Here is a 25,208-nt window from a genome sequence, read left to right on the forward strand (position 1 = left end):
GACGTTTATTAGCAGATGCAGAGTGTTGTCCTACTGATCTGGCTGGCGCTCTGCGCAGCACAGGATGCTCGGGAACGTCACATCGCCAACAGCTTGACCCTGGGGGCCGGGATGTTGGCGTTGGCTTATTTGTTGTGGAGCGGCACAACCTGGCTGGGGGCCGGTGCAGAGCAGGGTGGCTGGGCATTGTTGTTGGCGCTGGCGTTCACCTTGCCGGGCTATGCCCTGGGGCGTTTGGGCGCCGGCGACGTAAAACTGATGGCTGCACTGGGTCTTGCGACGGACGGTACACATGTATTGGGCACGTTTATCGGCGCCGGATTGGCCAGTGTTTTTTGGCTGCTGCTGGCGCCAAGAGTCTGGCTTCATATGAGTCAAGGGCTTAGAAGCCATCTTCTTTACCTGGCACCGGGAATGTCAAAGAAGCAGCCATTTGCGCCCTTTGTGTTAGTGGGCCTGATGCTGACGTTCGCGTGGTTCCATTAGAGATGACTCGTATGTACATCGCCGGAAACTAAGTCTATTTTTCAGTCAGTAGTTGTACAGCCTGTGGCTGTCAGTGAAGACGGGTCAATGTTTGGCCTCACAGGGAGTTGCACGTGAACAAGTTTACTTCGGCAGTAAAAGTCCTTGTGGTCGACGATGCGCTAATGATCGTTGAAGAACTGTGTGAATTTCTGGAGAGCAAAGGTTACCGCTGTGTTCCTTGCGAGTCCGGCCATCAGGCCATCGAGCGTTTCAAGGAGGACCTCGATATCGGTCTGGTGCTGTGCGATCTGCACATGCCTGGCATGGACGGGATCCAGCTGGTGGAGGAGTTGCAACGACTGTCGGGCAAGCATCGTGCATTCGAAGCGATCATGCTCACCGGCTGCGCCGACAAGCAGGACGTGATCAAGGCGTTGCGCGCCGGGATTGCCGACTATTACCAGAAGCCGATTGATCTGGATGAGCTGCTCGAAGGGTTGCAGCGTCAGGAAATGGTCTTGCAGGAAAAGCACAAGAACCAGCAATTGGGTCACTTGAATCAGAAGCTTCAGTACTTGTCCGAGTCGATCGATGATCTGTATCAGGACCTGGACAAGGTGCGACGCGGCCCGCAATCGGTAGACCGACATGACCAGGGTGTTATGGAGACTGACTCGGTCGAGATGCCGGCGATTTTCAATCAGCTGTCGCCGCGGCAACTGGATGTGGCCCGGTTGGTGGGCAAGGGGAATACCAATTATCAGGTGGCCTGTGAGTTGGGGATTACCGAGAACACGGTGAAGTTGTATGTGTCGCAGGTTTTGCGGTTGACGCATATGCATAACCGGACGCAGTTGGCGTTGGCGTTGTCGCCCAGTAATTCCGGGTTGCGGCAGCGGGTTACGGCGCATTGATCCTTGGCGGCCTCTGGGCCGACCAGGCTGTTGGTTGATTGAGTACATATCCGTTTTTGCGGTAACGGCGGCTGGCGGTTTCGCCCTTACGGCGAGTCACTTTTGGCAAACGCCCCAAAAGTAACCAAAAGGTCTCGCCCCTTACGTACGGCCCCTCGCTGAGGCTCGGCGTTCCTTCGCTCCGGCATTCATCCGGGGGCATTGCCCTCCGGTCGGCTTCGCTTCGACCTACATGCAATGAGTTCGACTGCGTCGAACGGCGCTGCGCGCCAATCCCCGGATAAACACCTCCACTCAGCCTCCCGAGGGGGCGGGTGGATCAAAAGCGAAAGGCGAGCTAACGCTCGGCCTGGTGAGTGGTGAGAAGCGCGGGTGTACGCAGATCAATTGTAGGAGCTGGCTTGCCAGCGATGACGGCCTGCCAACCAACCTGATCTTGCTGCTGCACGCGGTCCAATTGTAGGAGCGAGCCTGCTCGCGATGGACTCAAACGCACCGCGAACATCCAGAAAGTACGCGTCATCGTTAACGACCATCGCGAGCAGGCTCGCTCCTACACTGTTTTTGAGGTGTACACAAAATCGGCGAGTAGCAAAAAGTCCCTGACCCACCATCTTGTTCCAAAAACGGCGCTCTCTAATGAGCAAACGCCCGGCTCAATGCGGTAAAGCCCGGGCCTGCCAGTACGATCAACAACGCCGGGAAGAGAAACACCATCATCACGATGGACATTTTGGCGGACATTTTGGAGATGTATTCCTGCAGGCGTGTCAGGCGGCGGTCATCGAGTAACTGTTTGAGTGCCAGCAGGGATTTCATCGCGCCACCGCCCTGGTAGATCAGCTGTTGCAAGATCACGCAGGTGTCAGTGAACTCCTGGACCGCCAACAAGTGGCTGGACTTGTTCAGTTCTTCGCCCAGTTCCAGGCCGGAGTCTACCCGCGCCAGCACCAGACGCAGTTCATGGGTCAGGGCGGGCAGCAGTTGCTTGCCTTCCTGGCTCAGGACGCGCAGGGATTGTTCCACCGCCATGCCCGATTCGAACAGGATGCGCAGCAGCGTAATGAAGGTTGAAGTCTCGACGACGAGCTGTTGTTGTCGACGTTGTGCTGCGGCAGCCAGAAAGCGTTTTGGCAGTAGATAACCGAAGCCGATGGCGATGATCGGGGCCACCCAGTGGTTTTTTACCGTCGGGTAAAACAGCTCCTGGCCGAGCAAGCACAAAACCAACGCCAGCAAGGGCACGCCCACTTGCAGCGCGGCGAACAGTGAACGCTGGCGGGCGCTGCGCCACCCCAGACGGTTGAGCAGCGTCAGGGTTTCGTTGTCCATTTTGACCGACAGTTGCCCGAGACGGCTGGCGCCCAGCATTTGCAGCCATTGGTTGAAACGGTTGTCGCCAGACAACTTGCCATCCAGTCGCAGGGTCACCTGGCGCGCTCGGCGTCGTTGTTCCAGCAAATTGTGCAGCAACAACAGACCCGCCCCGAGAAACAGCAGCGCGCAGATCAGTAATGAGATCTTCATAGGGTGCGCATCATGCGCCACAGCGCAAAGCAACCGACCACCTGCAGAGCGAACGCGCTCACCAGCATCATTTGCCCGGAACTGTCCCTCCACATGCTCTGAAGATAGGTCGGGTTGGTGGCCAGAAAGTAAGCTGCAACGCTGACCGGCAGCAGCGCCAGAACCAACGCAGTGATGCGGGTTTCACCGGTCATTGCGCGCAATTGACGCGCCGCCTGCTCCCGCTCGCGGATCATCTTGATCAGGTTTTCCAGCAACTCGCTGGCATTGCCGCCGTAACGGTGATTGACCTTCAAACCGAGTGCGAACAGACGCAGCTCATCTTTCTCGTACAGTTCGGCAAAGTCCGAAGTGGCCTCGGCCAGGCCAACGCCTAACTGCACGTTGCGCTGAACCCGGCCCATGGCATCTTTGAGCGGGTCTGCGGCGGTGTCGATGGCGCCCAGCACGGCATCGGACAGTGTCCGGCCGGATTTCAGGCTGCGCACGGCGTGATCGAGCAAGGTCGGCAGTTGTTCAATCATGCGTGTGAGGCGACGCTGATAACGCCAACTGACAAACAGCCGCACGATCACCGGGGGCATCACCAGCAACACCAACGCGCCGAGCCAGCCCGACACGACAAACCCCATCAGCACGCCCAACGCCCATAACGAAATCCACAGGCCCAGCCGTTCGGTGGGGCGCCCGAGCCCTGCGCGCAGGAACGCGCGTTCGAGGCCGCTCCAGGATGATTTCGGCAGCATCCGTTGCGGTTGCCCCTGGCTCAGACGGCCAAGAATTCGCTCGGTGCCGTTCTGGCGCAGCCCGCTATAGAGAAAGCGCAGCGACAGCCCGAACAGGATCAGACAAACAAGGATCAGCAGCGCGGGTCTGAGCATGTCGAGGCCTCAATACGCCGAAGGGGCGAGCGTCGTTTCGCGGCGCAATTTGTCGCCGGCGGGGTTGACCGCTTCGCGCAAAAAGCCAAAACCGGTACGACGGTCGAAACGGAACAGTGTGTTGGTGACATACACGTCATCGCGCACGCCAATCACCTCGACCACTTCGCTGACGCAGCGGCGGCCGTCGGGCAAGCGCGTCAGCTGGATGACGACGTCCAGTGCCGCGCAGATCATTTGTCGCAGGGTGCGTTCGGCGATGGTGCGGCCAGTCAGGCCGACCAGGGTTTCCAGGCGCAGCAACGCGTCCTGTGCGTTGTTGGCGTGCACGGTGCTCATGGAACCGTCGTGGCCGGTGTTCATGGCCGTGAGGACGTCGACCACTTCGACACCACGAATCTCGCCGAGGATGATCCGGTCCGGGCGCATCCGCAGGGCGTTGCGAATCAAGTCGCTGGATTTCACCTCGCCATGGCCCTCGGCATTCGGCGGACGGGTTTCCAGGCGCACGACGTGCGGGTGGCCGAGTTGCAACTCGGCGACGTCTTCGATGGTCACCAGTCGTTCATTGGGGTTGATCAGTTGACTGAGAATGTTCAGCAGCGTGGTCTTGCCGGTGCCGGTGCCGCCGCTGATCAGAATATTGCAGCGCTTGCCCACGGCTTCCTGAATGAAATCGTAAATCGCCTGATCGATGGTTTGCATGGCCATCAGGTCGGTGCTTTTGAGCATGTCCTGGCGAAACTTCCGGATCGACAGGCACGGGCCATCGAGGGCAATCGGCGGAATGATCGCGTTGACCCGGCTGCCATCGGGCAGGCGCGCATCGACCATCGGCGAGGACTCGTCGAGCCGTCGCCCCAATGGCGCGAGAATCCGTTGCATGACGCGTTCAACGTGGTGCGAGTCGATGAAACGCAAGTCGCTCAGGTGCAGCACGCCCTCGCGTTCAACGAACACCCGATGGGGGCCGTTGACCAGAATCTCGGTCACCGCCGTGTCACGCAGCAACACTTCCAGCGGTCCGAAACCGGTGAGTTCGTCGACGATCTCTTCGGCCAGGCGCTCCATTTCATAGCGGGAAATGGCCAGGTGCAGACGCGCGATGTACTCGGCCACTTTGTCGATCACAAATTGCGATAGCACTTGCCGCGAGCCTTCCAGCAGGTTTTTGCCGGACTCTTCGATGGCGTCGATGATGTAGCGGTGCAAGACCAGTTTCAGGCCGTCATGGTCAGTGTTGCCAATGGCGGCGCGTTGCGTGGCGCCGAAAAGTTTTTCGCTGCTCATTGCACACCTCGCAAGCGGTCGAACCAACCGGCCTTGGGTTTGGCCAGGCCTTCGGAGCGTTTGGCCAGGCGTTCGCCGAGGGCGCGCAGGCTTTGGGTGAGGCCTTCGCGAGGCGCCAGTTCGAACAGCGTCACGCCCTGGTTCTTGGCGTTGAGGCGGACCTCCGGGCTGTAGGCGAGCGTGGCGATGATTTCCAGATCGAAGGTTTTGCCGAGGGTTTCGGAGTCGGGCGCGACGTTGCGCAGGTAGCGGTCGATCAACAGCCTGGCGTGATCGAGCTTCATGCCTTTTTCACGCCATGCGTTGAGCACGGCGAGGTTGCGGCGACAGTCGAGCACGTTCTGATCGGTGTACCACAGCAGCTTGTCGCAATGGCTGACGAAGGTGCGCAGCGCTTCGCTGTCCGGCTGACCGGTGAGGTTCACGACGATGTGCTGGAAGTGTTGGCGCAGGGCGCTGAGCAACATATACAACTCGGCGGCGCTGGTGTGCTCCAGTGGTTCATCGCTGCTGGCATAGGCGAGAATGCGCAGCCCGGCTTCGCAACTGGTGAACGCGCTGTCGATCAGCGTGGCATCGAGGCGTCGCAAGTGGCGTAACGCATCGCCGAAGTGAAACGAACTCTCCAGACCGAGCAGGGCCAGGCTGTCGCCTCGGGGCAAGCCCAGATCAAGCAGCAGCGTGTGTTGTCCGCTCTTCTGCACCACTTGCGCCATGTGGGTCGCGAGCAAGGCACCGTCGGCGTTGCTCTGTACGCCATAGAGGACGGTCAGGCCGCCCAGGTGCGTGTTCGGCGTCACTTGCGGCAGACGTTTGCTCAGGCGCCGTACCAGGCCCGCGACCTCGCTGGAGCGCGAGCCATAGGCGACAAAATCCCGGGCACCGGCACGCATGGCATTGAGCACAAGCTGGTTGTCCATGCCGTCACCGAGCGCGACGATCGCCAGCATCGGCTTGGCTTCCAGCGCGCCCTCGATCAATGCGCTTTGGGCCACCACATGGTCGCGGTCCAGGCCGACGAACACCAGGCTGGCGAAGGTCACGTCGACCAGCGCGAGCAGTTCATCGAGGCTGCCGCCACCGGCGCTGACCACTTGACCCAAAGGCGCGAGGGCGCCTTGCAGCCATTCGAGGTCGGTGTTGTTACGCGTGATTGCGAGGAAGGTCTGATTCAGGTTCTGGCTCATTGCGATAACCCACTGCGTTTATCGATGTCGCCGTTTTCGAGGCGGTTGAACAACGGCGTAGAGCGTCTGCGCATGGAAAGGCGTCCTTGCTCGGCTCAGGGGGTCTGTTGGGTGATTTCGTTGCCACGAATGACTTCCACACTGGGCTTGCGCGGTGCGTTGCCATTGCTGACCGGGGCAGATTTCGGGGGAGGAGCGGTCATGGCCAGTTGGCTGAATTGCAGGAGTTCGCGGTTGGCATTGGCCAGCGTGGTTGCCGAAACACGCTCACCGGCCCAGTAGCGGGCCAGGCGTTGTTCATCGGCACTGCGGACCGCCAGGCGCAACACCCCGACCTGGGCTGCGAGCATCAGGCGGCTCACCAGTTGTTCGGGGACGGCGAGCAACACGGTCCGGGCCGCGGCGCGCTTCTGGTCTTGCTTGAGTTTTTCGTCTTGGTTGGCCGTCGGACTGGAAGGCTGGCCGTCGTTGGTCAACCCCATTTGTTCGCCCACGCCGAGCACCCGCAAGGCCGGTATCACAAGCTGCGACGACGGTTGAAGGTTGAGGGTGTCTTTACGCAGAAACAGCAGCACATCGACATAGTCGCCGGGCGTCAGTTGCCCGCCGACATTGATCACTTCGTCCACGGCGACCGCCAGGGCACGCTCATCGATGCGGATCATGCGTGACAGTTGGCTGCCGGCTTCGAAACTGGCGTCGTTGAGCCAGGTGCCGGCGCTGAGGGCTCGCCATGGCGTGCGTCCGATCACCTGGTCAAGGCGGGTCAGGCTGCCGGCCGGCACCGTGCGCAGTTTTTCCACGGTCACGTCGGCGGCGGTGATCGGCACAAAGGCCGCGACATTGTTGACCAGCACGACCACCGGATGTCGAGTGAGATCATCCGCAGGCATCGACGCCTGAGTGGCGATAACCGGTGGGGTGTCGGTGACCTGGACAACGGGTTCGGGGGCCGGTTGGCGGCTCAATGAGACGCCCCAATATCCGGCAATGATGGCGCCGATCAAAAACAAACCGGCGAGACCCAGGGTAATACGGCTGTTCATGACGGCTCTCCCTTTCCTGCTGCTACAGAACTCGTTCTATCTAACGAGAAAACTTCGCAATCAGGCAGCTATGAACATTGAACTATTTCGCTATTTGACCGTAGCGCAGGTAGAGCGAAATGCCATTACTGAGAGGAAAAAATAAGCCTCCAAACAGCGATGCCCGATGAAATGACACTGTTTTATGACGTCAACGAACCGACTAATACTTTTGTATTAATGCGTATTTACAGTTGTTGGGGTGGGTAATGCCGACAATGCTGATGCTGGCACTGGGGAATCATGTTGCGTCCGTGCAACACCCGTCGTCGTCCAGGAGAACGTTATGTCTATTTCCACACTGGTTCAGAAGGTCAAATTGGAAATCGTTTTCTTCAGTTACAGGAGACTGGTGAGGGATACCGAGGGTGCTTCGGGTATTGAATATGCGATTGTGGCAGCGATGGTTGCGGTGGTGATTGCTGGGCTCAGTAGCGACCTGGGGGACGACATCAAGACTATATTCGGTCAGATCGGAACGGCACTGGGTCGCAAAGCCGCTGCCCCCGAGTGAATCTTGGCTAAGACGATAATTTGCCGGATCCTAACGTCAGTGCTTAGTCCATTGCAGGTATTGCCTTATGAATGCGCTCGCTCAGCCACGCCAGCAGCTTCTTCTGGTCGATGACGAAGAGGATGCATTGCTTGAGTTGGCGGAGTTGCTGGAGGGTGAAGGGTTCAATTGCTACACGGCGACATCGGTCAAGATTGCGTTGCAGCATTTGACGCGTCATCCGGATATTGCGCTGGTCATCACGGACCTGCGCATGCCGGAGGAGAGTGGCATGTCGTTGATCAAGCGGCTGCGCGAGCATACGTCGCGTGAGCATTTGCCGGTGATTGTGATGTCCGGGCATGCGGGTATGGAGGATGTCAGTGACTTGCTTCGGTTGCAGGTACTCGATTTGTTTCGCAAGCCGATTTATCACGTGCGGTTGTTGGAGACGCTGAACAATTTGTTTCCTCAGCCGCAGATGTATTTGGTCAAGGGGTGACTTGGCGGCCTCTGGGCCGACCATGCTCCTGGTTGATTGAGTAACTATCCGTTTCGCAGTAATGGCGGCTTATGGTTTCGCCCTTACGGCGAGTCCCTTATGGCAAACGCCCGGAGTGCCGATACATCCAACATCGATGTTGGATGCACCGGCCTCATCGCGAGCAAGCTTGTCCTACAGGCTTGGTGCCGTTCGAATCATTCATGTCCGACGCAAACACTGTAGGCGCTGGCTTGCCAGCGATAGCGGTCTGTCAGTCAACATCGATGTTGGATGCACCGGCCTCATCGCGAGCAAGCTGGCCCCCACAGATTTGGTGCCGTTCGAATCATTCATGTCCGACGCAAACACTGTAGGAGCTGGCTTGCCAGCGATAGCGGTCTGTCAGCCAACATCAATGTTGGATGCACCGGCCTCATCGCGAGCAAGCTGGCCCCCACAGGTTTGGTGCCGTTCGAATACTTTGTGTTCGACGCAAAAACTGTAGGAGCTGGCTTGCCAGCGATGGCGGTATGACTGGCACCCGATCATCCGGATGCCACTCCCCCATTCCTACAACTGGTAACTGAAACTGATGCTGTATCGCGGCCGACGGTTGAAGGTGTCCAGCGCTTCATCGGACATCGGCTTGGCGGCTTCCAGGGAGACGTTGTAGTACTTGGCATCGCCAAATCTCAAACCCACGGCGACCGATGACATGTCGTTGCTCTTGACCGGCAATTCGTTGAACCAGGTCTTGGCACGGTCGAGCACGCCATAGGGTTGCAGAATGCGTACCCAGCTCCCCTCCCGATGAAAGCTGTAGTTCACTTCGTAAGCCGCGCCCCATCCTTTGTCGCCGGAGGCTTGATCGTCAGGGTAGCCGCGACCGAAGTTCTGCCCGCCGAACACTGCGCGCTCGCTGTCGGGGAGGCTGTCGTCGCTCCAGTACAGCGCCGCCGACATCACGCCTTGCCAGTTTTCGAAGAATTTGTCGCTCTGCACGCCCGATAACCGCAGGCGAAAAAAGTCCAGGTCGTAGGCGCTGCTGTTGGTTTCGGCGCCCATGCCGTCGATGCCTTGATACAACCCGCCACTGAGGATGCGCAGTTGTTTTTCATTGGCCTTGCGCCAGTCGCTTTCAGCGGCGAGGGCGCGGACGTCGGTGCGTTCTTCGAAGCTCAACGGATAGCCGACGACGGCGTATTCGGTTTTGTCGTTGACGGCGTACAGACGTGCACCGGCGTTGAGCAGTTCATTGGGCGAGGCCATCAACGGATGGTTGAAGCCGACGGAGTAACGGTCGTTTTCCCGATGCGGCTTAAGCTGCAAGCCGTTGTCCAGTTGCACATTGGTGCCGGGGTCGGCGCGATAGCGTGAGGCGGACAGGGCCAGTTGGGTGCCCTCGGTATTGAGGAACTGGTTGTAGTCCAGGCGGTAGTAATGTTCGTGATCGTCACCCGGGGGGAACAGGCCGCTCAGCGTGACCTGTTCACCCATGGACGTCTGGGAATTACTGCTCACCCCGAGCAAGGCCTGGAGGCTGTTGCGATTGGTTTCGGTGGTGCTCAAGGTACTGGTGAAGGGTTTTCGGCTGGCCTGGGCCTCAAGGTAGGCGGCGCCATCGGTGGTGCCTGGCGGTGGCACTTGGGCCTGCAAGGTGACGCCAGGAATGCGGCTCATCAGCGTGGTGTAGCGCTCGAAAGTCTTGCGGGTCAGAGGACGTTCGGCCTGGAGTTTGGCCACCAGTTTGTCGAGCAGGCCTTTGACCCGTCCGACGTCGCCCTGCAGTTGGTAATCCTTGATGTAACCCTCCACCAACACCACGCGCGCCACGCCATTGTCGAAGGTCTGTTGCGGCAGGAAAGCGTAGGACAGCAGGTAACCGTCCTGTTGATATCGACGGGTGATGCTGCGGGTGGCTTCGATCAGATCGGCGAGGCTGGTTTCATGGCCGATCAAGGGTTGGTAGAGCGCGGCGAGTTCGCTCAGGGGATAAATCGTCCCGCCTTCGATCTGCACGGTCTTGAGGTTGATTTTTGTGCCCATCAGCAACGGTTGGGTCTGGGTGGCACCGGGTTCTGGCACTTGCAGCGGTGCGGCACTCGGACGGTAAGCGTCGGCGGGCAGGTTGGGTGCGGGCAGGTTGCGAAGGGTTTCGTTGGTGTTGAGAAAACTGGGGAGGGTTTCGGCGAGAGCAGTGGAACTCAGAGTCAGCAACAGCAAGGACGTGGTGACGCGCATAGGACACTCCGTGTTCGAACAACAGCAGCGTCTGGATCTTTGTGATCCAAAGAAAAGGCGCAAGATCGATGAGAATCTTGCGCCATCAACCAAGCGTAGGCGCTGTAGGTGCGGCCGTCGAACGGCCAGGTGCAATTCAGCGATTGTTGCCGCCCAACGCGCCACCCAAGGCTCCGGTCAAGCCGCCGAGTACGCCGCCGACGCCACCGGTTGTAGAGGTGCCGCTCGTGGTACCCGTCACCAGCCCACCAACGGCTGCGACTGTGCCGCCTACGGTGGTGACGGTGTTGCCGACCGCTGTGACGACCGGGTTGGTCGTGCTGCCGGCGATCGCCCCGCCGAGGCTGGCGACGGCACCACCGGTTTGAGTGGTCAACCCGGCCAGGGGAGTACCGAGCCCGGTGGCGGCGCCGACGTTTTGGGTCACGTTCGTAACGGTGGCGGTCACCGGATTGATCGCGGCACCGACGGTCACGCCCAGCGTGCCCAGTGGTGCTGTTGGAGCGGTATTGGCAACGCCCGAGCCACCCAGCGCACCGCCGATTGTCGCAACAAGATTGCCGCCGGTAGCACCGGTCACGCCTGCCGAGCTGATGACGCCGTTAGTGTTACCCGCGTTCAGGCCACTGCTGACATTCACCACGGCGCCGCCCACCGTTTCCAGCAGACCCGTGCCGCCCAAGCCGCCGCCAGAACTTGTGCCGCTGGTGAGCAGACCACCCGACGTGCCGAGAGTTGTTCCGGTGTTGCTCAATGCGCCACCGACCGTGTTGGTCAGTGCGTTGCCCTCGCCGACCGTCGTGACGCGGGTGCCGAGACCGTCGACCGTGGTGCCGACTTTGCCGATGATGCCGTTCAATGGCGCACCGAGGCCGGTGCTGTCACCGATCTTGTTGGTGGTGGACTCTGCCAGGGCAATCACCGGCACCAGTTTGCTGCCCAATTGCTCTGTGACCGAGCCCAGAGGGCCGGTGGTGGTTGCAAGGCTCAGCGTGTCGCCGAGCATGGTGACTTTTTCGCCGAGGCCATCCAGCACGGGGGCCACTTTGGTCACCACGCCACCGACGACCGGAATGCTGTTGGTGGTCGTGGCCAATTTGCCGCTGAGATCCGAAACACCGTTGCCGACATCCTGCACCACACCGCCCACTGCCGAAGTGGTAACGCTGAGGCCGTCAGGGTTGGTGCTGAGTTTTCCGATGCCATTGGTCACACCGTCACCGAGCGTAGTGACGACATTGCCGGTGGTATTGATCACGCTTTGCACGACGCCACCCGCCACTGGAACACCGCTCAGCGAGTCGCCGGCCTGGCCTACGCCGTCGCCCACGCCACTGACGGTTTTACCGACGTCCTGTAGCAGCGTCGTGGTCACCAGAGAGGGCACCACGGGATTGGTTGGATTTGTTGGATTTGTAGGGTTGGTGGGATTCGTCGGGTCAGTAGTGCCGCCAGTACCGCCAGAACCACCAGTACCACCGGTGCCGCCAGTGCCTGTGCCGCCTGTGCCAGCCGTATCGCCGGTGCCACCGGTTCCGCCAGTGCCTGCCGTGCCACCCGTTCCGCCGGTGCCGGCCGTATCACCAGTGCCGCCCGTCCCGTCTGCTGCGGCAGTATCGTCGGAACCGCCGGAACTGCTGTGATGACCGCCACCGCCACTGCTGCAACCGCTGAGGCCGAGCGAGAGGATGAGCGCTAATGCGATTGCCGATTTGCACCACACTTGATTGTTCATGAGCGAGATTCCTTGCACCTGACACAACGTAGTTGTCTACGAAGGCTCGCCGGTTCTATTGCCGACAATGCCTTCGTCCGTTGTTCACATAACAATCGCAAGGGCTGCGCAGCGCCATTCTCAACTTGGTATTAACCCGTTTGATATCGGCGTGATGGCATTTCTTTAGGATTAGTTCGTTGGAGGGGGTATTTGTATTCTTGTGCCGGGAAACTTCTTATAAATCAAGGGAGTGCAGGGCGCGGCGCGGCGCGGCGTAATGATGCGGTGATGAAGCCGTAAAAACTTAAGTTATATATTCACAATTAACCATCTACTGCCGCATCAAGACCCTCGTCTTTGTCAGGCAACCGGGCGCCAATGCCCGACCATGTGTTCCAGATCCCCGGCGCCCAGCAACTGCAAGTCCCCGCTCGATCCCGGCGCGCTGGCCATCAATGTCACTTCGCTGGGCAGGCGCACCGGTTTCCTGAACTGCATGGCGATTTCGATGTTCGCCGCCGGCAGATACTCGGCGAGCGCCGCCAAGGTGCGCGCCTTGTTCCATAAGCCATGAGCAATGGCGGTCGGGAAACCAAAGAGTTTGGCGCTGGCCGCACTCAGGTGAATCGGGTTGTAGTCGCCGGACACTTTGGCGTACTGCCGCCCAATGTCCGAGGGCGCTGTCCAGCGTGCAATTTCGGTCATTGCCAGGGTCGATGCCAACACCTTATCGACCGGCTCGCCGTCGAGTTTGACGCCGCGACAGAGCATCTGACTTTGTTCTTCCCACAGCGACCCCAACTGATCGTCCAGGGTAGTGACCAGATCGAACGTCGCGCCCTTGGCGTGGGGTTGCAGGTTGTGCACTTGCACGCTGACTCGCACTCGGCTCACTCCGCCCATGGGGCGAAACACCTGGATGCGATTGCTCAAGTGAATCAGCCCCAGCAGCGGGAACGGAAACTCTCTGGCGGTGAGCAATTGCATCTGCAACGCGAAGCCGAGAATGTGCGGATACGTCGGTGGCAGCAGACCGTTGTCGACAAAACCGCAGACCTTGCGATAGGCCTCCAGTCGCTTGGGGTCGACATTCAGCCAACAGCGCAAACCCGAGCGGGGCGGGGTGGTGCCGGTGATTTTGCGGCGTGTCGCTGCCCGCGCATACAGGCCCGGAAGGCTGGGTTCGTGGTTGAGCGTGTGCCAGTCGGTGATCATCTCTATGCCCCCAGAACACTTTGTCCGCAAACCCGCAGCGCTTGACCGGTGAACGCGCCGGTACCCGGTTGCGCGAGCCAGGCAACGGCTTCGGCGACGTCTTGCGGCAGGCCACCCTGACCGAGTGAGCTCATGCGCCGCCCGGCTTCACGCAGGCCGAACGGAATGTGTGCGGTCATTTGCGTTTCGATGAAGCCCGGAGCCACCGCGTTGATGCTGATACCGCGCTCTTGAAGCAGCGGCGCCCACGCCTGCGCAAGACCCATCAACCCGGCCTTGCTCGCCGCGTAATTGGTTTGCCCGCGATTGCCGGCGATGCCGCTGATGGAGGCCAGCAGAATCACCCGGCCATTGTCGTGCAAGGTGCCGTTGTCGAGCAGGGCCTTGGTCAGCACTTGCGGAGCCTTGAGGTTGACCGCGAGCACCGCGTCCCAGAATTCCGGGGTCATGTTGGCCAGGGTTTTATCCCGGGTGATGCCCGCGTTGTGCACCACGATGTCGACGCCGTCGGGCAACTGTTCGATCAACTGTGCAGCGGCGTCTTCGGCGCAGATATCCAGGGTAATGCTGCGGCCACCGAGACGGGCGGCGAGGGCTTCGAGATCGGTCTTGGCCGGTGGTACGTCGAGCAGGATGACGTCGGCGCCGTCACGGGCCAGGGTTTCGGCAATCGAAGCGCCAATGCCTCGCGCTGCCCCGGTGATCAAGGCTTTGCGCCCGGCGAGCGGACGCGTCCAGTCCGTCACTTGAGTGGCGCACGGTGCCAGGCGAATGACCTGCCCGGACACGAAGGCACTTTTGGGCGAGAGGAAAAACCGCAACGGGCCTTCGAGTTGGTCTTCAGCACCCTCGCCAACGTAAATCAATTGCAACGTGCTGCCGCTGCGCAACTCCTTGGCCAACGAACGGCTGAAGCCTTCCAACGCACGTTGCGCACTGGCGGCGAACGGATCGCTCAGAGTTTCCGGTGCCCGCCCGAGCAGCACGAGATGCGCACATTGATCGAGGTTTTTCATCAGCGGCTGGAAGAATTCGCGCAGCTGTTTGAGCTGGTCGGTGTGCACCAGGTCACTGGCGTCGAACACCACGGCTTTGAGTTTCGGCCCGTGGCCGGGAATCCATGCTGTCGCCATCGAAGGCTCGGTGCCGTAGCTGTAGATCGCATCGGTCAGGCGGTGGGCGAGTGAGCTGATTTTTTCTGTCAGCGGGCCGCCACCGATCAGCAACGCTCCTTCCACCGGACGCAACCGGCCCGCTTGCCAGCGCTCCAGCCGCGTGGGTGAAGGCAGCCCCAGGGCGCCGACCAGACGATGGCCGATGGACGAATTGGCGAAGTCGATATAGCGGTCGGACATGGAACACGCTCCAGTGGCTGGGGTTCAAAGTGTGGACCATCAACGGCGATCAGTCGTTCGATCCGCGAGATAAGGCCTACGCTTGATCATTGTAGGATTTTGATTTTTCATCAGGAGCTTTTCATGACTCAGTTGCGTCGCGTCGCGATCATTGGCGGTAACCGCATTCCCTTCGCTCGCTCCAACGGCCAATACGCCACGGCCAGCAATCAGTCGATGCTCACCTCCGCCCTCGAAGGCCTGATCGAACGCTACAACCTGCATGGCCAGCGCGTTGGCGAAGTGGTCGCCGGCGCGGTGCTCAAATTGTCACGGGACATGAACCTGACGCGCGAATGCGTGCTCGGTTCGCGGTTGTCGCCAGCCACCCCAGCGTATGACATTCAGCAGGCCTGCGGCACCGGGCTGGAAGCGGCGTTGCTGGTGGCGAACAAGATTGCCTTGGGCCAGATCGAGTGCGGCATTGCCGGTGGCGTCGACACCACCTCCGATGCGCCGATCAGTGTCAGTGAAGGGCTGCGCAGGATTCTGCTGCAAGCCAATCGCGCCAAGACCACCGGCGACAAACTGAAGACCTTCCTGCAATTGCGCCCTAAACACCTGATCCCCGAATTCCCGCGCAACGGCGAACCGCGCACCGGTCTGTCCATGGGCGAGCATTGTGAATTGATGGCTCAGACCTGGAACATCCCCCGTGAAGCCCAGGATCAACTGGCACTGGAGAGCCATCAGAAGTTGGCGGCGTCCTATGCCGAAGGTTGGCACAACGATTTGATGACACCGTTCCTCGGCCTCACCCGCGACAACAACCTGCGTGCGGATTCGACGCTGGAAAAACTTGCCTCGCTTAAACCGGCCTACGAGAAAAGCGCCAAGGGCACGCTGACGGCGGGCAACTCGACGCCGCTGACCGATGGCGCATCGCTGGTGCTGCTGGGCAGCGAGGAATGGGCCAAGGCGCGTGGCTTGCCGATTCTCGCGTACCTGCGCGACGGCGAAGCAGCGGCGGTGGATTTCGTCAACGGAGCCGAAGGTTTGCTGATGGCGCCGGTCTATGCGGTCCCGCGCTTGCTGGCGCGCAACGGCCTGACCTTGCAAGACTTCGATTACTACGAAATCCACGAAGCCTTTGCCGCGCAAGTGTTATGCACCTTGAAAGCCTGGGAGGACCCCGACTACTGCAAAACCCGCCTCGGCCTCGACGCCGCACTCGGATCGATCGACCGCCGCCGGCTCAACGTCAAGGGCAGCTCGTTGGCGGCGGGGCATCCGTTTGCGGCAACCGGCGGGCGCATCGTGGCCAATCTGGCGAAGTTGCTGGATGCGGCGGGCAAGGGGCGCGGGTTGATTTCGATTTGTGCGGCGGGAGGGCAGGGCGTGACCGCCATCGTCGAAAGGTGATTTGAGAGAAATATCCTGCGAAGGGGATGAGCCCGGATGTCAGCTTCTGTCACACATGCCCCCGCAGGCTCTGCACAACACCTCATGCCGGCTCGGCTATGATCTTTGGCGTCACGATGAACGTCGGGATTGCGTGATCAACCCGGCACATTGTGTGCTTCTTGTTGTTCCTGGCAGTGTTCATAGGTCGGCACCCCCTCCCACCCGTGACTGGATTGCCGTATAACGAATGACTTTCGCGTGTTTGGTAATAAAGGACCCACAATAAAAGCTGATGAAGACTCCAAAACGCATTGAACCCCTGATCGAGGACGGTCTGGTCGACGAGGTGCTGCGCCCACTCATGAGTGGTAAAGAAGCAGCTGTTTATGTGGTGCGCTGCGGCAACGAGTTACGTTGCGCCAAGGTTTACAAGGAGGCGAATAAACGCAGTTTCCGTCAGGCGGCCGAGTATCAGGAAGGCCGCAAGGTGCGCAACAGCCGTCAGGCTCGTGCGATGGCCAAGGGCTCGAAGTTTGGCCGCAAGGAAACCGAAGACGCCTGGCAGAACGCCGAAGTGGCGGCGCTGTTCCGTCTGGCCGGTGCCGGTGTGCGGGTGCCCAAGCCGTTCGACTTCCTTGAAGGCGTGCTGCTCATGGAACTGGTGGCCGACGAATACGGCGATGCGGCACCGCGTCTGAACGACGTGGTCCTGGAGCCGGACCAGGCGCGCGAGTATCACGCGTTCCTGATTTCGCAGATCGTGCTGATGTTGTGTACCGGTCTGGTGCACGGCGACCTGTCCGAGTTCAACGTGCTGCTGACGCCGACCGGCCCGGTGATCATCGACCTGCCACAAGCGGTGGATGCGGCGGGCAACAACCACGCGTTCAGCATGCTGGAACGGGATGTGGGCAACATGGCGTCCTACTTCGGCCGGTTTGCACCGGAATTGAAGCAGACCCGGTACGCCAAAGAGATGTGGGCCTTGTACGAAGCCGGCACCTTGCACCCGAACAGCGTCCTGACCGGTGAGTTCGACGAACCGGAAGAGCTGGCCGACGTGGGCGGCATCATGCGCGAGATCGAGGCTGCCCGCCTGGATGAAGCACGCAAGCAAGCGGTCCGTGCGGCAGACGACGCACCGCCCGACAAGGCCGAAGAACCGCCTCCGCCCTGGATGCAGTGATCGGCTAAAGAAAAAACCGGCTTCGGCCGGTTTTTTTGTCTTCCACCTACACCAGCATCGATATTCAGGCGCGGACCGCGTCAGCACAGCAACCCGACTCCAGGTTTTTCAGGATCGGGCAATCCGGTCGATGATCGCCCTGACAATGCTCGACCAGATCCTGCAATGTATCGCGCAATTGCTCCAGTTCGCGAATCTTCTGGTTCAGCTCATCAATGTGCTGACGCGCCAGCGCTTTCACATCGGCACTGGCCCGCTGGCGGTCCTGCCAGAGGGTCAGCAGTTTGCCGACCTCTTCCAGCGAAAACCCCAAATCCCGTGAGCGCTTGATGAAGGCCAGCGTGTGCAGGTCGTCATCGCCATACACCCGGTAACCGCTGTCGGTGCGATGGGCGGCCTTGAGCAATCCGATGGACTCGTAATAACGGATCATCTTCGCGCTCAGGCCACTGTGGCGGGCCGCTTGGCCGATGTTCATCGATTGTCCTCCAGATCCGAGGGTTTCCAGGTTTTCAACAGTAGCGCATTGCTCACCACGCTGACGCTCGACAATGCCATCGCCGCACCGGCCAGCACTGGGTTGAGGAACCCGAACGCCGCCAGTGGAATGCCGATCAGGTTATAGACGAAGGCCCAGAACAGGTTCTGCCGAATCTTCGCGTAGGTCTTGCGGCTGATCTCCAGCGCGGCCGGCACCAGGCGCGGATCGCCACGCATCAGGGTGATCCCGGCTGCATGCATGGCCACGTCGGTACCTCCGCCCATGGCGATGCCGATGTCGGCGGCAGCCAGGGCCGGAGCATCATTGATGCCGTCGCCGACCATCGCCACCACACCGGTTTTCTTCAGCGCTGCAACCGTGGCGGCTTTGTCTGCTGGCAGCACTTCGGCGTGCACATCGTTAATGCCCAGCGCCTGGGCGACCACGTTGGCGCTGCCGCGATTGTCACCGGTCAGCAAGTGGCTGCTGATGTGGCGGACGGCGAGTTGCTGCACGGCTTGCAGCGCACCGGGCTTGAGGGTGTCACCGAAGGCGAACAGACCCAGCACGCGAGGCTCGGGACTTTGCTCGATCAGCCAGGACAAGGTCCGGCCTTCGGTTTCCCAGGCCGTGGCCGATTCAGCTAGAGAGCCTGGTTCTAACTCGCAGTCTTGCAACAGGCGTCGATTGCCCAGCGCCAACCGACGACCCTCAAGGGTGCCGGCAATGCCGCGCCCGGTCAGGGACTGGCTGTCGGTGACATCGGCCACGCCCAAGTCGCGTTCGGTGCAGGCGTCGAGAACCGCTTTGGCCAGCGGATGCTCGCTACCGCGTTGCAGGGCACCGGCCAGTTGCAACAGGGTCGCTTCGTCGCCGTCGATCGCACTCAAATGCGCGATGCGCGGTGCGCCCGAGGTCAATGTGCCGGTCTTGTCGAACACCACGGCGCTGACTTCGTGGGCGCGCTCCAATGCCTCGGCGTCCTTGATCAATATCCCGTAGCGTGCCGCGACGCCGGTACCGGCCATGATCGCCGTCGGCGTGGCCAGCCCGAGGGCGCAAGGGCAGGCGATCACCAGCACGGCGACGGCGTTGATCAGCGCGGTTTCCATTGGTGCACCGTACAGCCACCAACCGATCAGGGTTGCCAAGGCAATCAGCAGCACCGTGGGCACAAACACCTGGCTGACTTTATCCACCAGTTTCTGGATCGGCGCTTTCGCGGCTTGTGCGTCCTCCACCAAGCGAATGATCCGCGCCAGCACGGTTTCTGCACCCAGGGCTTGGGTGCGCACCAGCAACCGGCCTTCACCATTGATTGCGCCCCCCGTGACCTTGTCGCCGGGTTGCTTGGGCACCGGCAGGCTTTCGCCGCTGATCAAGGCTTCGTCGGCATGGCTCTGGCCTTCGATCACGTCGCCGTCCACGGGGAAACGCTCGCCGGGTTTGACCATCACCAGATCATTGAGACGCAAGGCGCTGATGGCGACTTCCTGCTCGCGGCCATCGATCACCTGAATCGCCCGTTCCGGGCGCAAGGCTTCAAGGGCGCGGATGGCGCTGGCGGTCTGGCGCTTGGCGCGACTTTCCAGGTATTTGCCCAGCAGCACCAACGCGATCACCACCGCCGAGGCTTCGAAATACAGGTGCGGCATACGGTCGGTGGCCGTGGCCCATTCGTACACGCTCAAGCCATAACCGGCGCTGGTGCCGAGGGCGACCAGCAAATCCATGTTGCCCGCGCCGGCGCGCACGGCTTTCCACGCAGCAACATAAAACCGTGCGCCGAAGATGAATTGCACCGGCGTGGCCAGGGCGAATTGTGCCCAGGCTGGGAGCATCCAGTGCACGCCGAACGGCTGCAACAGCATCGGCAGCACCAGTGGCAACGCGAGGGCGATGGCCATGATCAAGGCCAGACGCTCGCGGTGCAGGCGCTGTTGTTGGTTATCGGCAGGTGGGTGGTCGGCTTCCCGGACGCTGGCGGTGTAACCGGCTTTGGTCACGGCGGCGATCAGGATTTGCGGGTCGATCTGGCCGAGCAGTTCGAGGTGGGCGCGTTCGTTGGCCAAGTTGACGCTGACGCTCTTCACCCCCGGCACTTTGTTCAGCGCACGTTCGACGCGGCCGACGCAGGAAGCACAGGTCATGCCGTCAATGCTCAATTCCAGACTGTGCTGCGGCACGCTGTAACCGGCTTTTTCCACCGCATCCATCAACGCCGGCAAGCTGCCGGTGGGCGCTTGAACTCGCGCCTGTTCAGTGGCGAGGTTGACGCTGACGGCACTGGCGCCGATGACGTTGCTCAAGGCGCGCTCGACACGGCCCGCGCAACTGGCGCAGGTCATGCCGTTTATCGGCAGATCGAACGTGGTGGATTCGGACATCGGTCGCACTCCCTGTAGTAGATGACCACAGGATCAACCTTGCCATGCTGGCAAGGTCAAGCACCAATCTGATATTCACCGCAGATCCAATTGTAGGAGCAAGCTTGCTCGCGATGGCGGCGGCACATCCAATATGGATGTAAGTGTCAGACCGCTATCGTGAGCAGGCTCGTTCCTACAAGGGGTGTGTCAGTACCCGAGATCGGCGCGCTTCAGGTACATCCCTTCCTGCGTCATCGCGATCCGGTACTTCAGCACATCACCCGCTCTGAGCTGGATGTCCTGAGAGCCCGGTGCGAGCATGCCCGGGTTGCAACCCTGTGCCTGGCCCGGCAACAGTTTGAGACGCAAGGTCACATTGCCCGGCGGCAGGTTGAAAGACGTGCTTTGCTCCTGGAACAGACGCGCTGCCAACTGGTCCTGGATGTACACGCCGATTTCGCAGCTCGTTGCGACTTCCAGTCGCTCGCGGGAAATGATCAGCACACCATAATCCTCCCCGGCAGCATTGACCGAAGGCACGGCGGCGAAAAGGCTGAGTAAGCCAAACAGGCTGAAAGCTGACCAGCGCATGGCTGAATCTCCTGAGTTCAAGTCATAGATGGACGCAGCTTGGCCGAGCCCGGTGCCGAATGCCAGCCCGGCAGATCACTCCAGAACTTGACCTTGCCATGGTGGCAAGCTCGAGACTGCTCGCAACCCTCATCAAAAGGAGTCATTCCATGCAAGTGTTCAACGTTGAAGGCATGTCCTGCGGTCACTGCGTCAAGGCCATCACCCAGGCTGTCCAGGCCAAGGACCCGGCGGCCAGCGTGCGCGTCGATCTGAATGCCCGAGAAGTGGGCGTGGAAAGCGCACTGACCGCGCAGCAAGTCATCGAGGCGATCAGCGAGGAAGGCTACGGCATCAAGCTGGCTTGATCTTTTTAATAGTTAGCGAGCTATCTTAATGTTCAAGGCGTCCATGCGCGGCTAGACTGTCGAGCTGCTGACTTCTGCCCCACTGGATGCCTGATGAACTTCCGCACCATTTTGATTCTTGGCGCCTTGAGCGCTTTCGCTCCGCTGGCGATCGATTTCTATCTCCCGGCCTTTCCGGCCATGGCGCTCGCCTTCGGTACGGACGAAAAACACGTCCAAATGACGCTGGCGGCGTACTTCCTCGGCTTGTCCATCGGCCAACTGGCCTATGGCCCGGTGGCCGATCGGTTCGGGCGACGCATTCCATTGCTGACCGGTGTCGTACTGTTCACGGTCGCGTCCCTGGCGTGCGCTTATGCGCCGAACCTGGAATGGCTGATCGCTGCGCGATTCGTCCAGGCCTTGGGCGGGTGTGCGGGGATGGTGATTTCCCGGGCGGTGGTCAGCGATAAATGTGATGCGGTAGGTTCGGCGAAGGTCTTTTCGCAGCTGATGCTGGTGATGGGGTTGGCGCCCATCCTCGCACCGATGCTCGGCGGGTTGTTGGTCAACACCACCGGCTGGCAGTCGATCTTTCTTGTCTTGTGCGGCTTCAGTGCATTGGCGGGCCTGGCGGTTGCCATCGGATTACCGGAGAGTCTGCCGGCTCATATACCGCGTCAACCACTCTCGGGCGCATTGCGTCAGTACGGCCGGTTACTGGCTGATTCGGTGTTCCTCGGCCATGCCCTGACCGGAGGCATCGCGATTGCCGGAATGTTCTCCTACATCGCGGGTTCACCGTTCGTCTTCATCGACCTTTACGGTGTCCCGGCTGAGCATTTTGGTTGGTTGTTCGGCATCAATGCGGCGGGGTTCATTCTGGTGGCGCAGGTCAATGCGCGTTTGCTGGCCAAACGTGGGCCGGCATTTTTGCTGACACGCGCGGTTTGGGTTTACCTCGGTGCCGGCTTGACGCTGCTTGCGGTCAGCGCCCTGCACACCGAACGCCTGTGGCCGCTGCTGATCCCATTGTTCATCTGTATCTCCAGCCTCGGATGCATCCTCCCGAACGCCTCGGCGTGTGCCATGAACGGGCAGGGCGCCCGCGCCGGGAGCGCTTCGGCGATGCTCGGTTGCTTGCAGTTCAGCGTCGCTGCCGGCGCCGCGGCGCTGGTCGGCGTGTTGCACGACGGCAGCGCCATGCCGATGGCCATGGTCATCAGCCTGTGCGCAATTCTGGTGGTGAGCGTGGCGATGCTCACCCGGCGTTTGCAAAATGCCCGGGCGCTGGCGCAAGCCCAGGTTTGAGAAAGAATCAGCCGGCAGCACGCTGTGCGTGGAAGGCGGGAAGTTGGTGAGGGGCGTGGATACGTGCTTCAAGAATACGCGTGAAAGCGCGAGCTTCTGCTTCGCTGCGGAAGGTGACTGCATGCTGGTCCAGACGGACCTGCCACTGGGATTTTGCCAATTCTTTTATCAGGATCTTCACAGCTGATCTCCTCTCGTAAAAGACGTTCACGCAAAAGACTGCCTCGCAGGAGATTCGATTGTAGTCCTGAATACGAGCACCAACGTGACAAGGATCAACTGTCTGACTGACGGTTTGTAACGAAAAAAAACACAGTTTTCGACCGTGTGAATCGCAGCCGTGTGTGGCCGGAGCATCCCGGTCGCACACGGCGTAAACGTAGCGAGTGATGAAAATCACGACCGATTTCTTCAGCGCTTCAGAACCCTTCCAGCACAATCTTGCCCTTGGATTTTCCGCTTTCCAGCAGCGCGTGGGCTCGGCGCAGGTTCGTTGCGTTGATCGTACCGAAGTGTTCGCCGACCGTGGTTTTCAGTGTCCCGGCGTCAATCAACCGTGCGACGCGATTGAGCAGGTTGTGCTGTTCGATCATGTCGGCGGTTTCAAACAGCGAGCGGGTGTACATGAACTCCCAGTGCAACGACAGGCTCTTGCGTTTGAGCTTGGTCACGTCCAGGGACTTGGGGTCGTCGATCAGCGCCAGTTTGCCTTGGGGCGCCAATGCCTCAACCAGTTGATCCAGGTGCTGGTCGGTCTGGGTCAGGCTGGCAACGTGGGTCACCTGATCAATGCCGGCATGCTTGAGTGCTTCGCTTAACGGCTGGCTGTGGTCGACCACCTGATCGGCGCCGAGCGCTTTCACCCAGTCCTGGGTTTGCGGTCGCGAAGCGCTGCCGATGACGGTCAGACCGGTGAGCTGTTTGGCCAGTTGCACCAGAATCGAACCCACGCCTCCCGCCGCGCCAACGATCAGCAAACGCTGACCTTCGTCGGTTTTGCCTTCGCGAATCTGCAGGCGTTCAAACAGCAGTTCCCAAGCCGTGATGGCGGTCAGCGGCAGTGCGGCGGCTTCGGCGAAGCCGAGGGTTTTCGGCATATGGCCGACGATGCGCTCATCGACCACATGCAGCTCACTGTTACCGCCCGCACGGGCGATGGAGCCGGCGTAGAACACGTTGTCGCCGGCCTTGAACAACGTGACTTCGCTGCCGACAGCCTTGACCACACCGGCCACGTCCCAGCCCAGTACTTTGGCTGCGCCGCCTTCAGGCTGGACGTTCTGGCGGACCTTGGTGTCCACCGGGTTCACGGAAATGGCTTTGACTTCCACCAGCAAATCGCGAGGGCCGGCGACCGGCTCCGGCAGCTCAATGTCTTGCAGGGCGTTTTCGTCGCTGATCGGTAAGGAGGCGTAGTAGGCAATGGCTTTCATGGGCAATTCCTGGGGCGCTTATATAGAAGAGATTCGATGAGGCAGATGATTGGCTATTTTTCCCGGAGATAAAACCGGCTAAAAGAGCAGTCTCTTTCAATATTTTTTTGATAATCGGTGCACTTGATGCTGCGTTTCGATGATTTGCAGTTGTTTGTCCGGGCGGCGGACCTCGGAAGCCTGTCCGCCGCGGCACGGGGCATGGACATGTCGCCGGCGGTGGCGAGCGCCGCGTTGAAACGCATCGAGCAGCAGCTCGGTGCCCGCTTGCTCGCCCGTTCGACCCGCAGCTTGCGTCTGACCGCCGAAGGTGAAGGCTTTCTTGAATACGCCCGGGCAGCGTTGAGCCATCTCGACGAAGGCCGGCGTTTGTTGGCCAGCGGTCAGGATCAGGTCAGCGGCGTATTGCAGCTGTCTGCACCGTCGGACTTTGGTCGAAACCTGTTGCTGCCCTGGCTGGACGAGTTCCAGCGCGAGCACCCGAAACTCACCGTGCGCCTGTTGCTGGGCGACCGTATTGCCGATCTGTTCCGCCAGCCGGTGGACATTGCCTTGCGCTACGGCGAGCCGGAAGATTCCAGCCTGGTGGCGCTGTCCATCGCCCCGCAGAATCGCCGCGTGCTGTGTGCGGCGCCAAGTTATCTGGCCCGGCATGGCGAGCCGCATCAGCTGGAACAATTGGCCCAGCACAATTGCCTGCTGTACATGCTGGGTAGTCGCGTTCACGACCATTGGCGTTTTCACGACGGCAAGCGTGAAGTCGGCTTGACCGTCAGCGGTGACCGTTTCAGCGACGATGCGGATGTCGTGCGGCTCTGGGCGCTGGCCGGTGCTGGCATCGCCTACAAGTCCTGGCTCGATGTGGCCGACGATGTCCTCGCCGGTCGCTTGAAAGTATTGCTGCCTGACCGGCTCGGTGAGCGCGCACCGCTGAATCTGTTGTGCGCCCATCGCGCACAGTTGAGTAAGCCGGTGAACCTGTTGCGGGAAATGCTTGCCAGCCGATGCGCCCGATTGAGCAGCCATTTTCCGGGGTTAACGGGTATCGACGATTAGTCGCAGGAAAATAGCGAAATTTCCCTCAGGAACAATCAGCACCAACGGTTTGTACAGGGCATGAACCGGCGGTTAACCCGCCTATACTAGCGCTCGCCTCAGGTATGCACTGTCGATCGAAATGACGAGGCTTCGCCGGGGCGGGCCTTGTTTCAACTTTCCATGCCTGGCCTCTGCCACCGTTGCCCGGTGACGGCTCGGGTTGGCGATGGCTT

Annotated in this window: 23 protein-coding genes; 9 read left to right on the forward strand and 14 right to left on the reverse strand. The window is 60.5% G+C overall.

The features are described from left to right. Nucleotides 1-15 precede the first annotated feature (15 nt). Together CKW15_RS14615 and CKW15_RS14620 are read left to right on the forward strand one after the other, a co-directional pair. Nucleotides 16-486: a prepilin peptidase gene (locus CKW15_RS14615; protein ID WP_095152317.1), complete on the forward strand. Its 471-nt coding sequence runs from the start codon at nt 16-18 to the stop codon at nt 484-486. A 113-nt stretch (nt 487-599) separates the two neighbouring features. Continuing rightward, nucleotides 600-1,382 carry a response regulator transcription factor gene (locus tag CKW15_RS14620; protein ID WP_095152318.1) on the forward strand — a complete coding sequence of 261 codons (783 nt, stop codon included), beginning with the start codon at nt 600-602 and terminating at the stop codon, nt 1,380-1,382. Between the two features lie 636 nt (nt 1,383-2,018). On the opposite strand, the gene CKW15_RS14635 is transcribed toward CKW15_RS14620, so the two are convergent. The 5 genes from CKW15_RS14635 to cpaB all read right to left on the reverse strand — a co-directional run bounded on the left by CKW15_RS14635 (nt 2,019) and on the right by cpaB (nt 7,313). Further along, nucleotides 2,019-2,909, reverse strand: a complete 891-nt coding sequence (locus CKW15_RS14635) for a type II secretion system F family protein (RefSeq protein WP_095152320.1) — start codon at nt 2,907-2,909, stop codon at nt 2,019-2,021. Beyond that, nucleotides 2,906-3,790: a type II secretion system F family protein gene (locus CKW15_RS14640; RefSeq protein WP_095061414.1), complete on the reverse strand. Its 885-nt coding sequence runs from the start codon at nt 3,788-3,790 to the stop codon at nt 2,906-2,908. The genes CKW15_RS14635 and CKW15_RS14640 overlap by 4 nt, the downstream gene beginning before the upstream one ends. A 9-nt stretch (nt 3,791-3,799) precedes the next feature. After that, nucleotides 3,800-5,080, reverse strand: a complete 1,281-nt coding sequence (locus CKW15_RS14645) for a CpaF family protein (protein WP_095061416.1) — start codon at nt 5,078-5,080, stop codon at nt 3,800-3,802. Further along, nucleotides 5,077-6,267, reverse strand: a complete 1,191-nt coding sequence (locus tag CKW15_RS14650) for a pilus assembly protein (protein ID WP_095152321.1) — start codon at nt 6,265-6,267, stop codon at nt 5,077-5,079. The genes CKW15_RS14645 and CKW15_RS14650 overlap by 4 nt, the downstream gene beginning before the upstream one ends. Nucleotides 6,268-6,362: 95 nt before the next feature. Further along, nucleotides 6,363-7,313 (reverse strand): Flp pilus assembly protein CpaB, encoded by a 951-nt coding sequence (gene cpaB / locus CKW15_RS14655; RefSeq protein ID WP_095152322.1) that lies wholly within the window; start codon nt 7,311-7,313, stop codon nt 6,363-6,365. A 325-nt stretch (nt 7,314-7,638) separates the two neighbouring features. On the opposite strand from cpaB, the gene CKW15_RS14660 reads away from it, so the two are divergent. Both CKW15_RS14660 and CKW15_RS14665 read left to right on the forward strand, forming a co-directional pair. After that, on the forward strand, nt 7,639-7,866 hold the full coding sequence (locus CKW15_RS14660; RefSeq protein WP_095152323.1) for a Flp family type IVb pilin: 228 nt from the start codon (nt 7,639-7,641) through the stop codon (nt 7,864-7,866). A 67-nt stretch (nt 7,867-7,933) separates the two neighbouring features. Next, nucleotides 7,934-8,347 carry a response regulator gene (locus CKW15_RS14665; RefSeq protein WP_095061424.1) on the forward strand — a complete coding sequence of 138 codons (414 nt, stop codon included), beginning with the start codon at nt 7,934-7,936 and terminating at the stop codon, nt 8,345-8,347. 552 nt (nt 8,348-8,899) lie between these two features. Here the strand turns inward: CKW15_RS14665 and CKW15_RS14670 are convergent. From CKW15_RS14670 to CKW15_RS14685, 4 genes are all read right to left on the reverse strand, one after another. Further along, complete coding sequence (locus CKW15_RS14670) at nt 8,900-10,570, reverse strand: ShlB/FhaC/HecB family hemolysin secretion/activation protein (protein WP_095061427.1); 1,671 nt, start codon at nt 10,568-10,570, stop codon at nt 8,900-8,902. 136 nt (nt 10,571-10,706) lie between these two features. Beyond that, nucleotides 10,707-12,305, reverse strand: a complete 1,599-nt coding sequence (locus tag CKW15_RS14675) for a collagen-like triple helix repeat-containing protein (RefSeq protein ID WP_095152324.1) — start codon at nt 12,303-12,305, stop codon at nt 10,707-10,709. Between the two features lie 342 nt (nt 12,306-12,647). After that, nucleotides 12,648-13,502 (reverse strand): MaoC/PaaZ C-terminal domain-containing protein, encoded by an 855-nt coding sequence (locus CKW15_RS14680; protein ID WP_095152325.1) that lies wholly within the window; start codon nt 13,500-13,502, stop codon nt 12,648-12,650. 2 nt (nt 13,503-13,504) lie between these two features. Beyond that, nucleotides 13,505-14,857 (reverse strand): 3-oxoacyl-ACP reductase, encoded by a 1,353-nt coding sequence (locus CKW15_RS14685; RefSeq protein ID WP_095152326.1) that lies wholly within the window; start codon nt 14,855-14,857, stop codon nt 13,505-13,507. A 123-nt stretch (nt 14,858-14,980) separates the two neighbouring features. Here CKW15_RS14685 and CKW15_RS14690 point away from each other — a divergent pair, with 123 nt between their 5' ends. Next, complete coding sequence (locus CKW15_RS14690; protein WP_095152327.1) at nt 14,981-16,258, forward strand: acetyl-CoA C-acetyltransferase; 1,278 nt, start codon at nt 14,981-14,983, stop codon at nt 16,256-16,258. A 274-nt stretch (nt 16,259-16,532) separates the two neighbouring features. Further along, nucleotides 16,533-17,426 (forward strand): PA4780 family RIO1-like protein kinase, encoded by an 894-nt coding sequence (locus CKW15_RS14695; RefSeq protein WP_095061437.1) that lies wholly within the window; start codon nt 16,533-16,535, stop codon nt 17,424-17,426. A gap of 64 nt (nt 17,427-17,490) precedes the next feature. Here the strand turns inward: CKW15_RS14695 and cueR are convergent, their stop codons facing one another. The 3 genes from cueR to CKW15_RS14710 all read right to left on the reverse strand — a co-directional run bounded on the left by cueR (nt 17,491) and on the right by CKW15_RS14710 (nt 20,867). Then, entirely contained in the window at nt 17,491-17,904 is a 414-nt protein-coding gene (gene cueR / locus CKW15_RS14700) for a Cu(I)-responsive transcriptional regulator (protein WP_095152328.1), read from the reverse strand. Continuing rightward, complete coding sequence (locus CKW15_RS14705; protein ID WP_095152329.1) at nt 17,901-20,294, reverse strand: heavy metal translocating P-type ATPase; 2,394 nt, start codon at nt 20,292-20,294, stop codon at nt 17,901-17,903. The genes cueR and CKW15_RS14705 overlap by 4 nt, the downstream gene beginning before the upstream one ends. Before the next feature lie 189 nt (nt 20,295-20,483). Further along, nucleotides 20,484-20,867 carry a hypothetical protein gene (locus CKW15_RS14710; protein WP_095152330.1) on the reverse strand — a complete coding sequence of 128 codons (384 nt, stop codon included), beginning with the start codon at nt 20,865-20,867 and terminating at the stop codon, nt 20,484-20,486. Nucleotides 20,868-21,016: 149 nt separating this feature from the next. On the opposite strand from CKW15_RS14710, the gene CKW15_RS14715 reads away from it, so the two are divergent. After that, nucleotides 21,017-21,214 (forward strand): cation transporter, encoded by a 198-nt coding sequence (locus tag CKW15_RS14715; protein ID WP_095061445.1) that lies wholly within the window; start codon nt 21,017-21,019, stop codon nt 21,212-21,214. Nucleotides 21,215-21,307: 93 nt separating this feature from the next. Continuing rightward, the gene (locus CKW15_RS14720) at nt 21,308-22,504 is read left to right on the forward strand and encodes a multidrug effflux MFS transporter (protein WP_095061447.1); all 1,197 of its coding nucleotides are present in this window, start codon (nt 21,308-21,310) and stop codon (nt 22,502-22,504) included. A 7-nt stretch (nt 22,505-22,511) separates the two neighbouring features. Here CKW15_RS14720 and CKW15_RS28090 read toward each other — a convergent pair whose 3' ends face one another. Next, a complete protein-coding gene (locus CKW15_RS28090) occupies nt 22,512-22,904 on the reverse strand; it encodes a hypothetical protein (RefSeq protein WP_143498441.1) in 393 nt (130 codons plus the stop codon). A gap of 19 nt (nt 22,905-22,923) precedes the next feature. Next, nucleotides 22,924-23,937: a zinc-binding alcohol dehydrogenase family protein gene (locus CKW15_RS14725; RefSeq protein ID WP_095061449.1), complete on the reverse strand. Its 1,014-nt coding sequence runs from the start codon at nt 23,935-23,937 to the stop codon at nt 22,924-22,926. A 126-nt stretch (nt 23,938-24,063) separates the two neighbouring features. On the opposite strand from CKW15_RS14725, the gene CKW15_RS14730 reads away from it, so the two are divergent. Beyond that, nucleotides 24,064-24,993, forward strand: a complete 930-nt coding sequence (locus CKW15_RS14730) for a LysR family transcriptional regulator (RefSeq protein ID WP_095152337.1) — start codon at nt 24,064-24,066, stop codon at nt 24,991-24,993. The last annotated feature ends 215 nt before the right edge of the window (nt 24,994-25,208 follow it).

Origin of the sequence: Pseudomonas sp. Irchel s3b5, assembly GCF_900187435.1 — a bacterium.
Classification (GTDB): Bacteria; Pseudomonadota; Gammaproteobacteria; order Pseudomonadales; family Pseudomonadaceae; genus Aquipseudomonas.

Excerpts from the sequence above, each read along its gene's own strand:
- CKW15_RS14615 (WP_095152317.1), top strand. The coding sequence starts at position 16 with ATGCAGAGTGTTGTCCTACTGATCTGGCTGGCGCTCTGCGCAGCACAG.
- CKW15_RS14635 (WP_095152320.1), bottom strand. The coding sequence starts at position 2,909 with ATGAAGATCTCATTACTGATCTGCGCGCTGCTGTTTCTCGGGGCGGGT.
- CKW15_RS14640 (WP_095061414.1), bottom strand. The coding sequence starts at position 3,790 with ATGCTCAGACCCGCGCTGCTGATCCTTGTTTGTCTGATCCTGTTCGGG.
- CKW15_RS14645 (WP_095061416.1), bottom strand. The coding sequence starts at position 5,080 with ATGAGCAGCGAAAAACTTTTCGGCGCCACGCAACGCGCCGCCATTGGC.
- CKW15_RS14650 (WP_095152321.1), bottom strand. The coding sequence starts at position 6,267 with ATGAGCCAGAACCTGAATCAGACCTTCCTCGCAATCACGCGTAACAAC.
- cpaB (WP_095152322.1), bottom strand. The coding sequence starts at position 7,313 with ATGAACAGCCGTATTACCCTGGGTCTCGCCGGTTTGTTTTTGATCGGC.
- CKW15_RS14660 (WP_095152323.1), top strand. The coding sequence starts at position 7,639 with ATGTCTATTTCCACACTGGTTCAGAAGGTCAAATTGGAAATCGTTTTC.
- CKW15_RS14665 (WP_095061424.1), top strand. The coding sequence starts at position 7,934 with ATGAATGCGCTCGCTCAGCCACGCCAGCAGCTTCTTCTGGTCGATGAC.
- CKW15_RS14670 (WP_095061427.1), bottom strand. The coding sequence starts at position 10,570 with ATGCGCGTCACCACGTCCTTGCTGTTGCTGACTCTGAGTTCCACTGCT.
- CKW15_RS14675 (WP_095152324.1), bottom strand. The coding sequence starts at position 12,305 with ATGAACAATCAAGTGTGGTGCAAATCGGCAATCGCATTAGCGCTCATC.
- CKW15_RS14680 (WP_095152325.1), bottom strand. The coding sequence starts at position 13,502 with ATGATCACCGACTGGCACACGCTCAACCACGAACCCAGCCTTCCGGGC.
- CKW15_RS14685 (WP_095152326.1), bottom strand. The coding sequence starts at position 14,857 with ATGTCCGACCGCTATATCGACTTCGCCAATTCGTCCATCGGCCATCGT.
- CKW15_RS14690 (WP_095152327.1), top strand. The coding sequence starts at position 14,981 with ATGACTCAGTTGCGTCGCGTCGCGATCATTGGCGGTAACCGCATTCCC.
- CKW15_RS14695 (WP_095061437.1), top strand. The coding sequence starts at position 16,533 with ATGAAGACTCCAAAACGCATTGAACCCCTGATCGAGGACGGTCTGGTC.
- cueR (WP_095152328.1), bottom strand. The coding sequence starts at position 17,904 with ATGAACATCGGCCAAGCGGCCCGCCACAGTGGCCTGAGCGCGAAGATG.
- CKW15_RS14705 (WP_095152329.1), bottom strand. The coding sequence starts at position 20,294 with ATGTCCGAATCCACCACGTTCGATCTGCCGATAAACGGCATGACCTGC.
- CKW15_RS14710 (WP_095152330.1), bottom strand. The coding sequence starts at position 20,867 with ATGCGCTGGTCAGCTTTCAGCCTGTTTGGCTTACTCAGCCTTTTCGCC.
- CKW15_RS14715 (WP_095061445.1), top strand. The coding sequence starts at position 21,017 with ATGCAAGTGTTCAACGTTGAAGGCATGTCCTGCGGTCACTGCGTCAAG.
- CKW15_RS14720 (WP_095061447.1), top strand. The coding sequence starts at position 21,308 with ATGAACTTCCGCACCATTTTGATTCTTGGCGCCTTGAGCGCTTTCGCT.
- CKW15_RS14725 (WP_095061449.1), bottom strand. The coding sequence starts at position 23,937 with ATGAAAGCCATTGCCTACTACGCCTCCTTACCGATCAGCGACGAAAAC.
- CKW15_RS14730 (WP_095152337.1), top strand. The coding sequence starts at position 24,064 with ATGCTGCGTTTCGATGATTTGCAGTTGTTTGTCCGGGCGGCGGACCTC.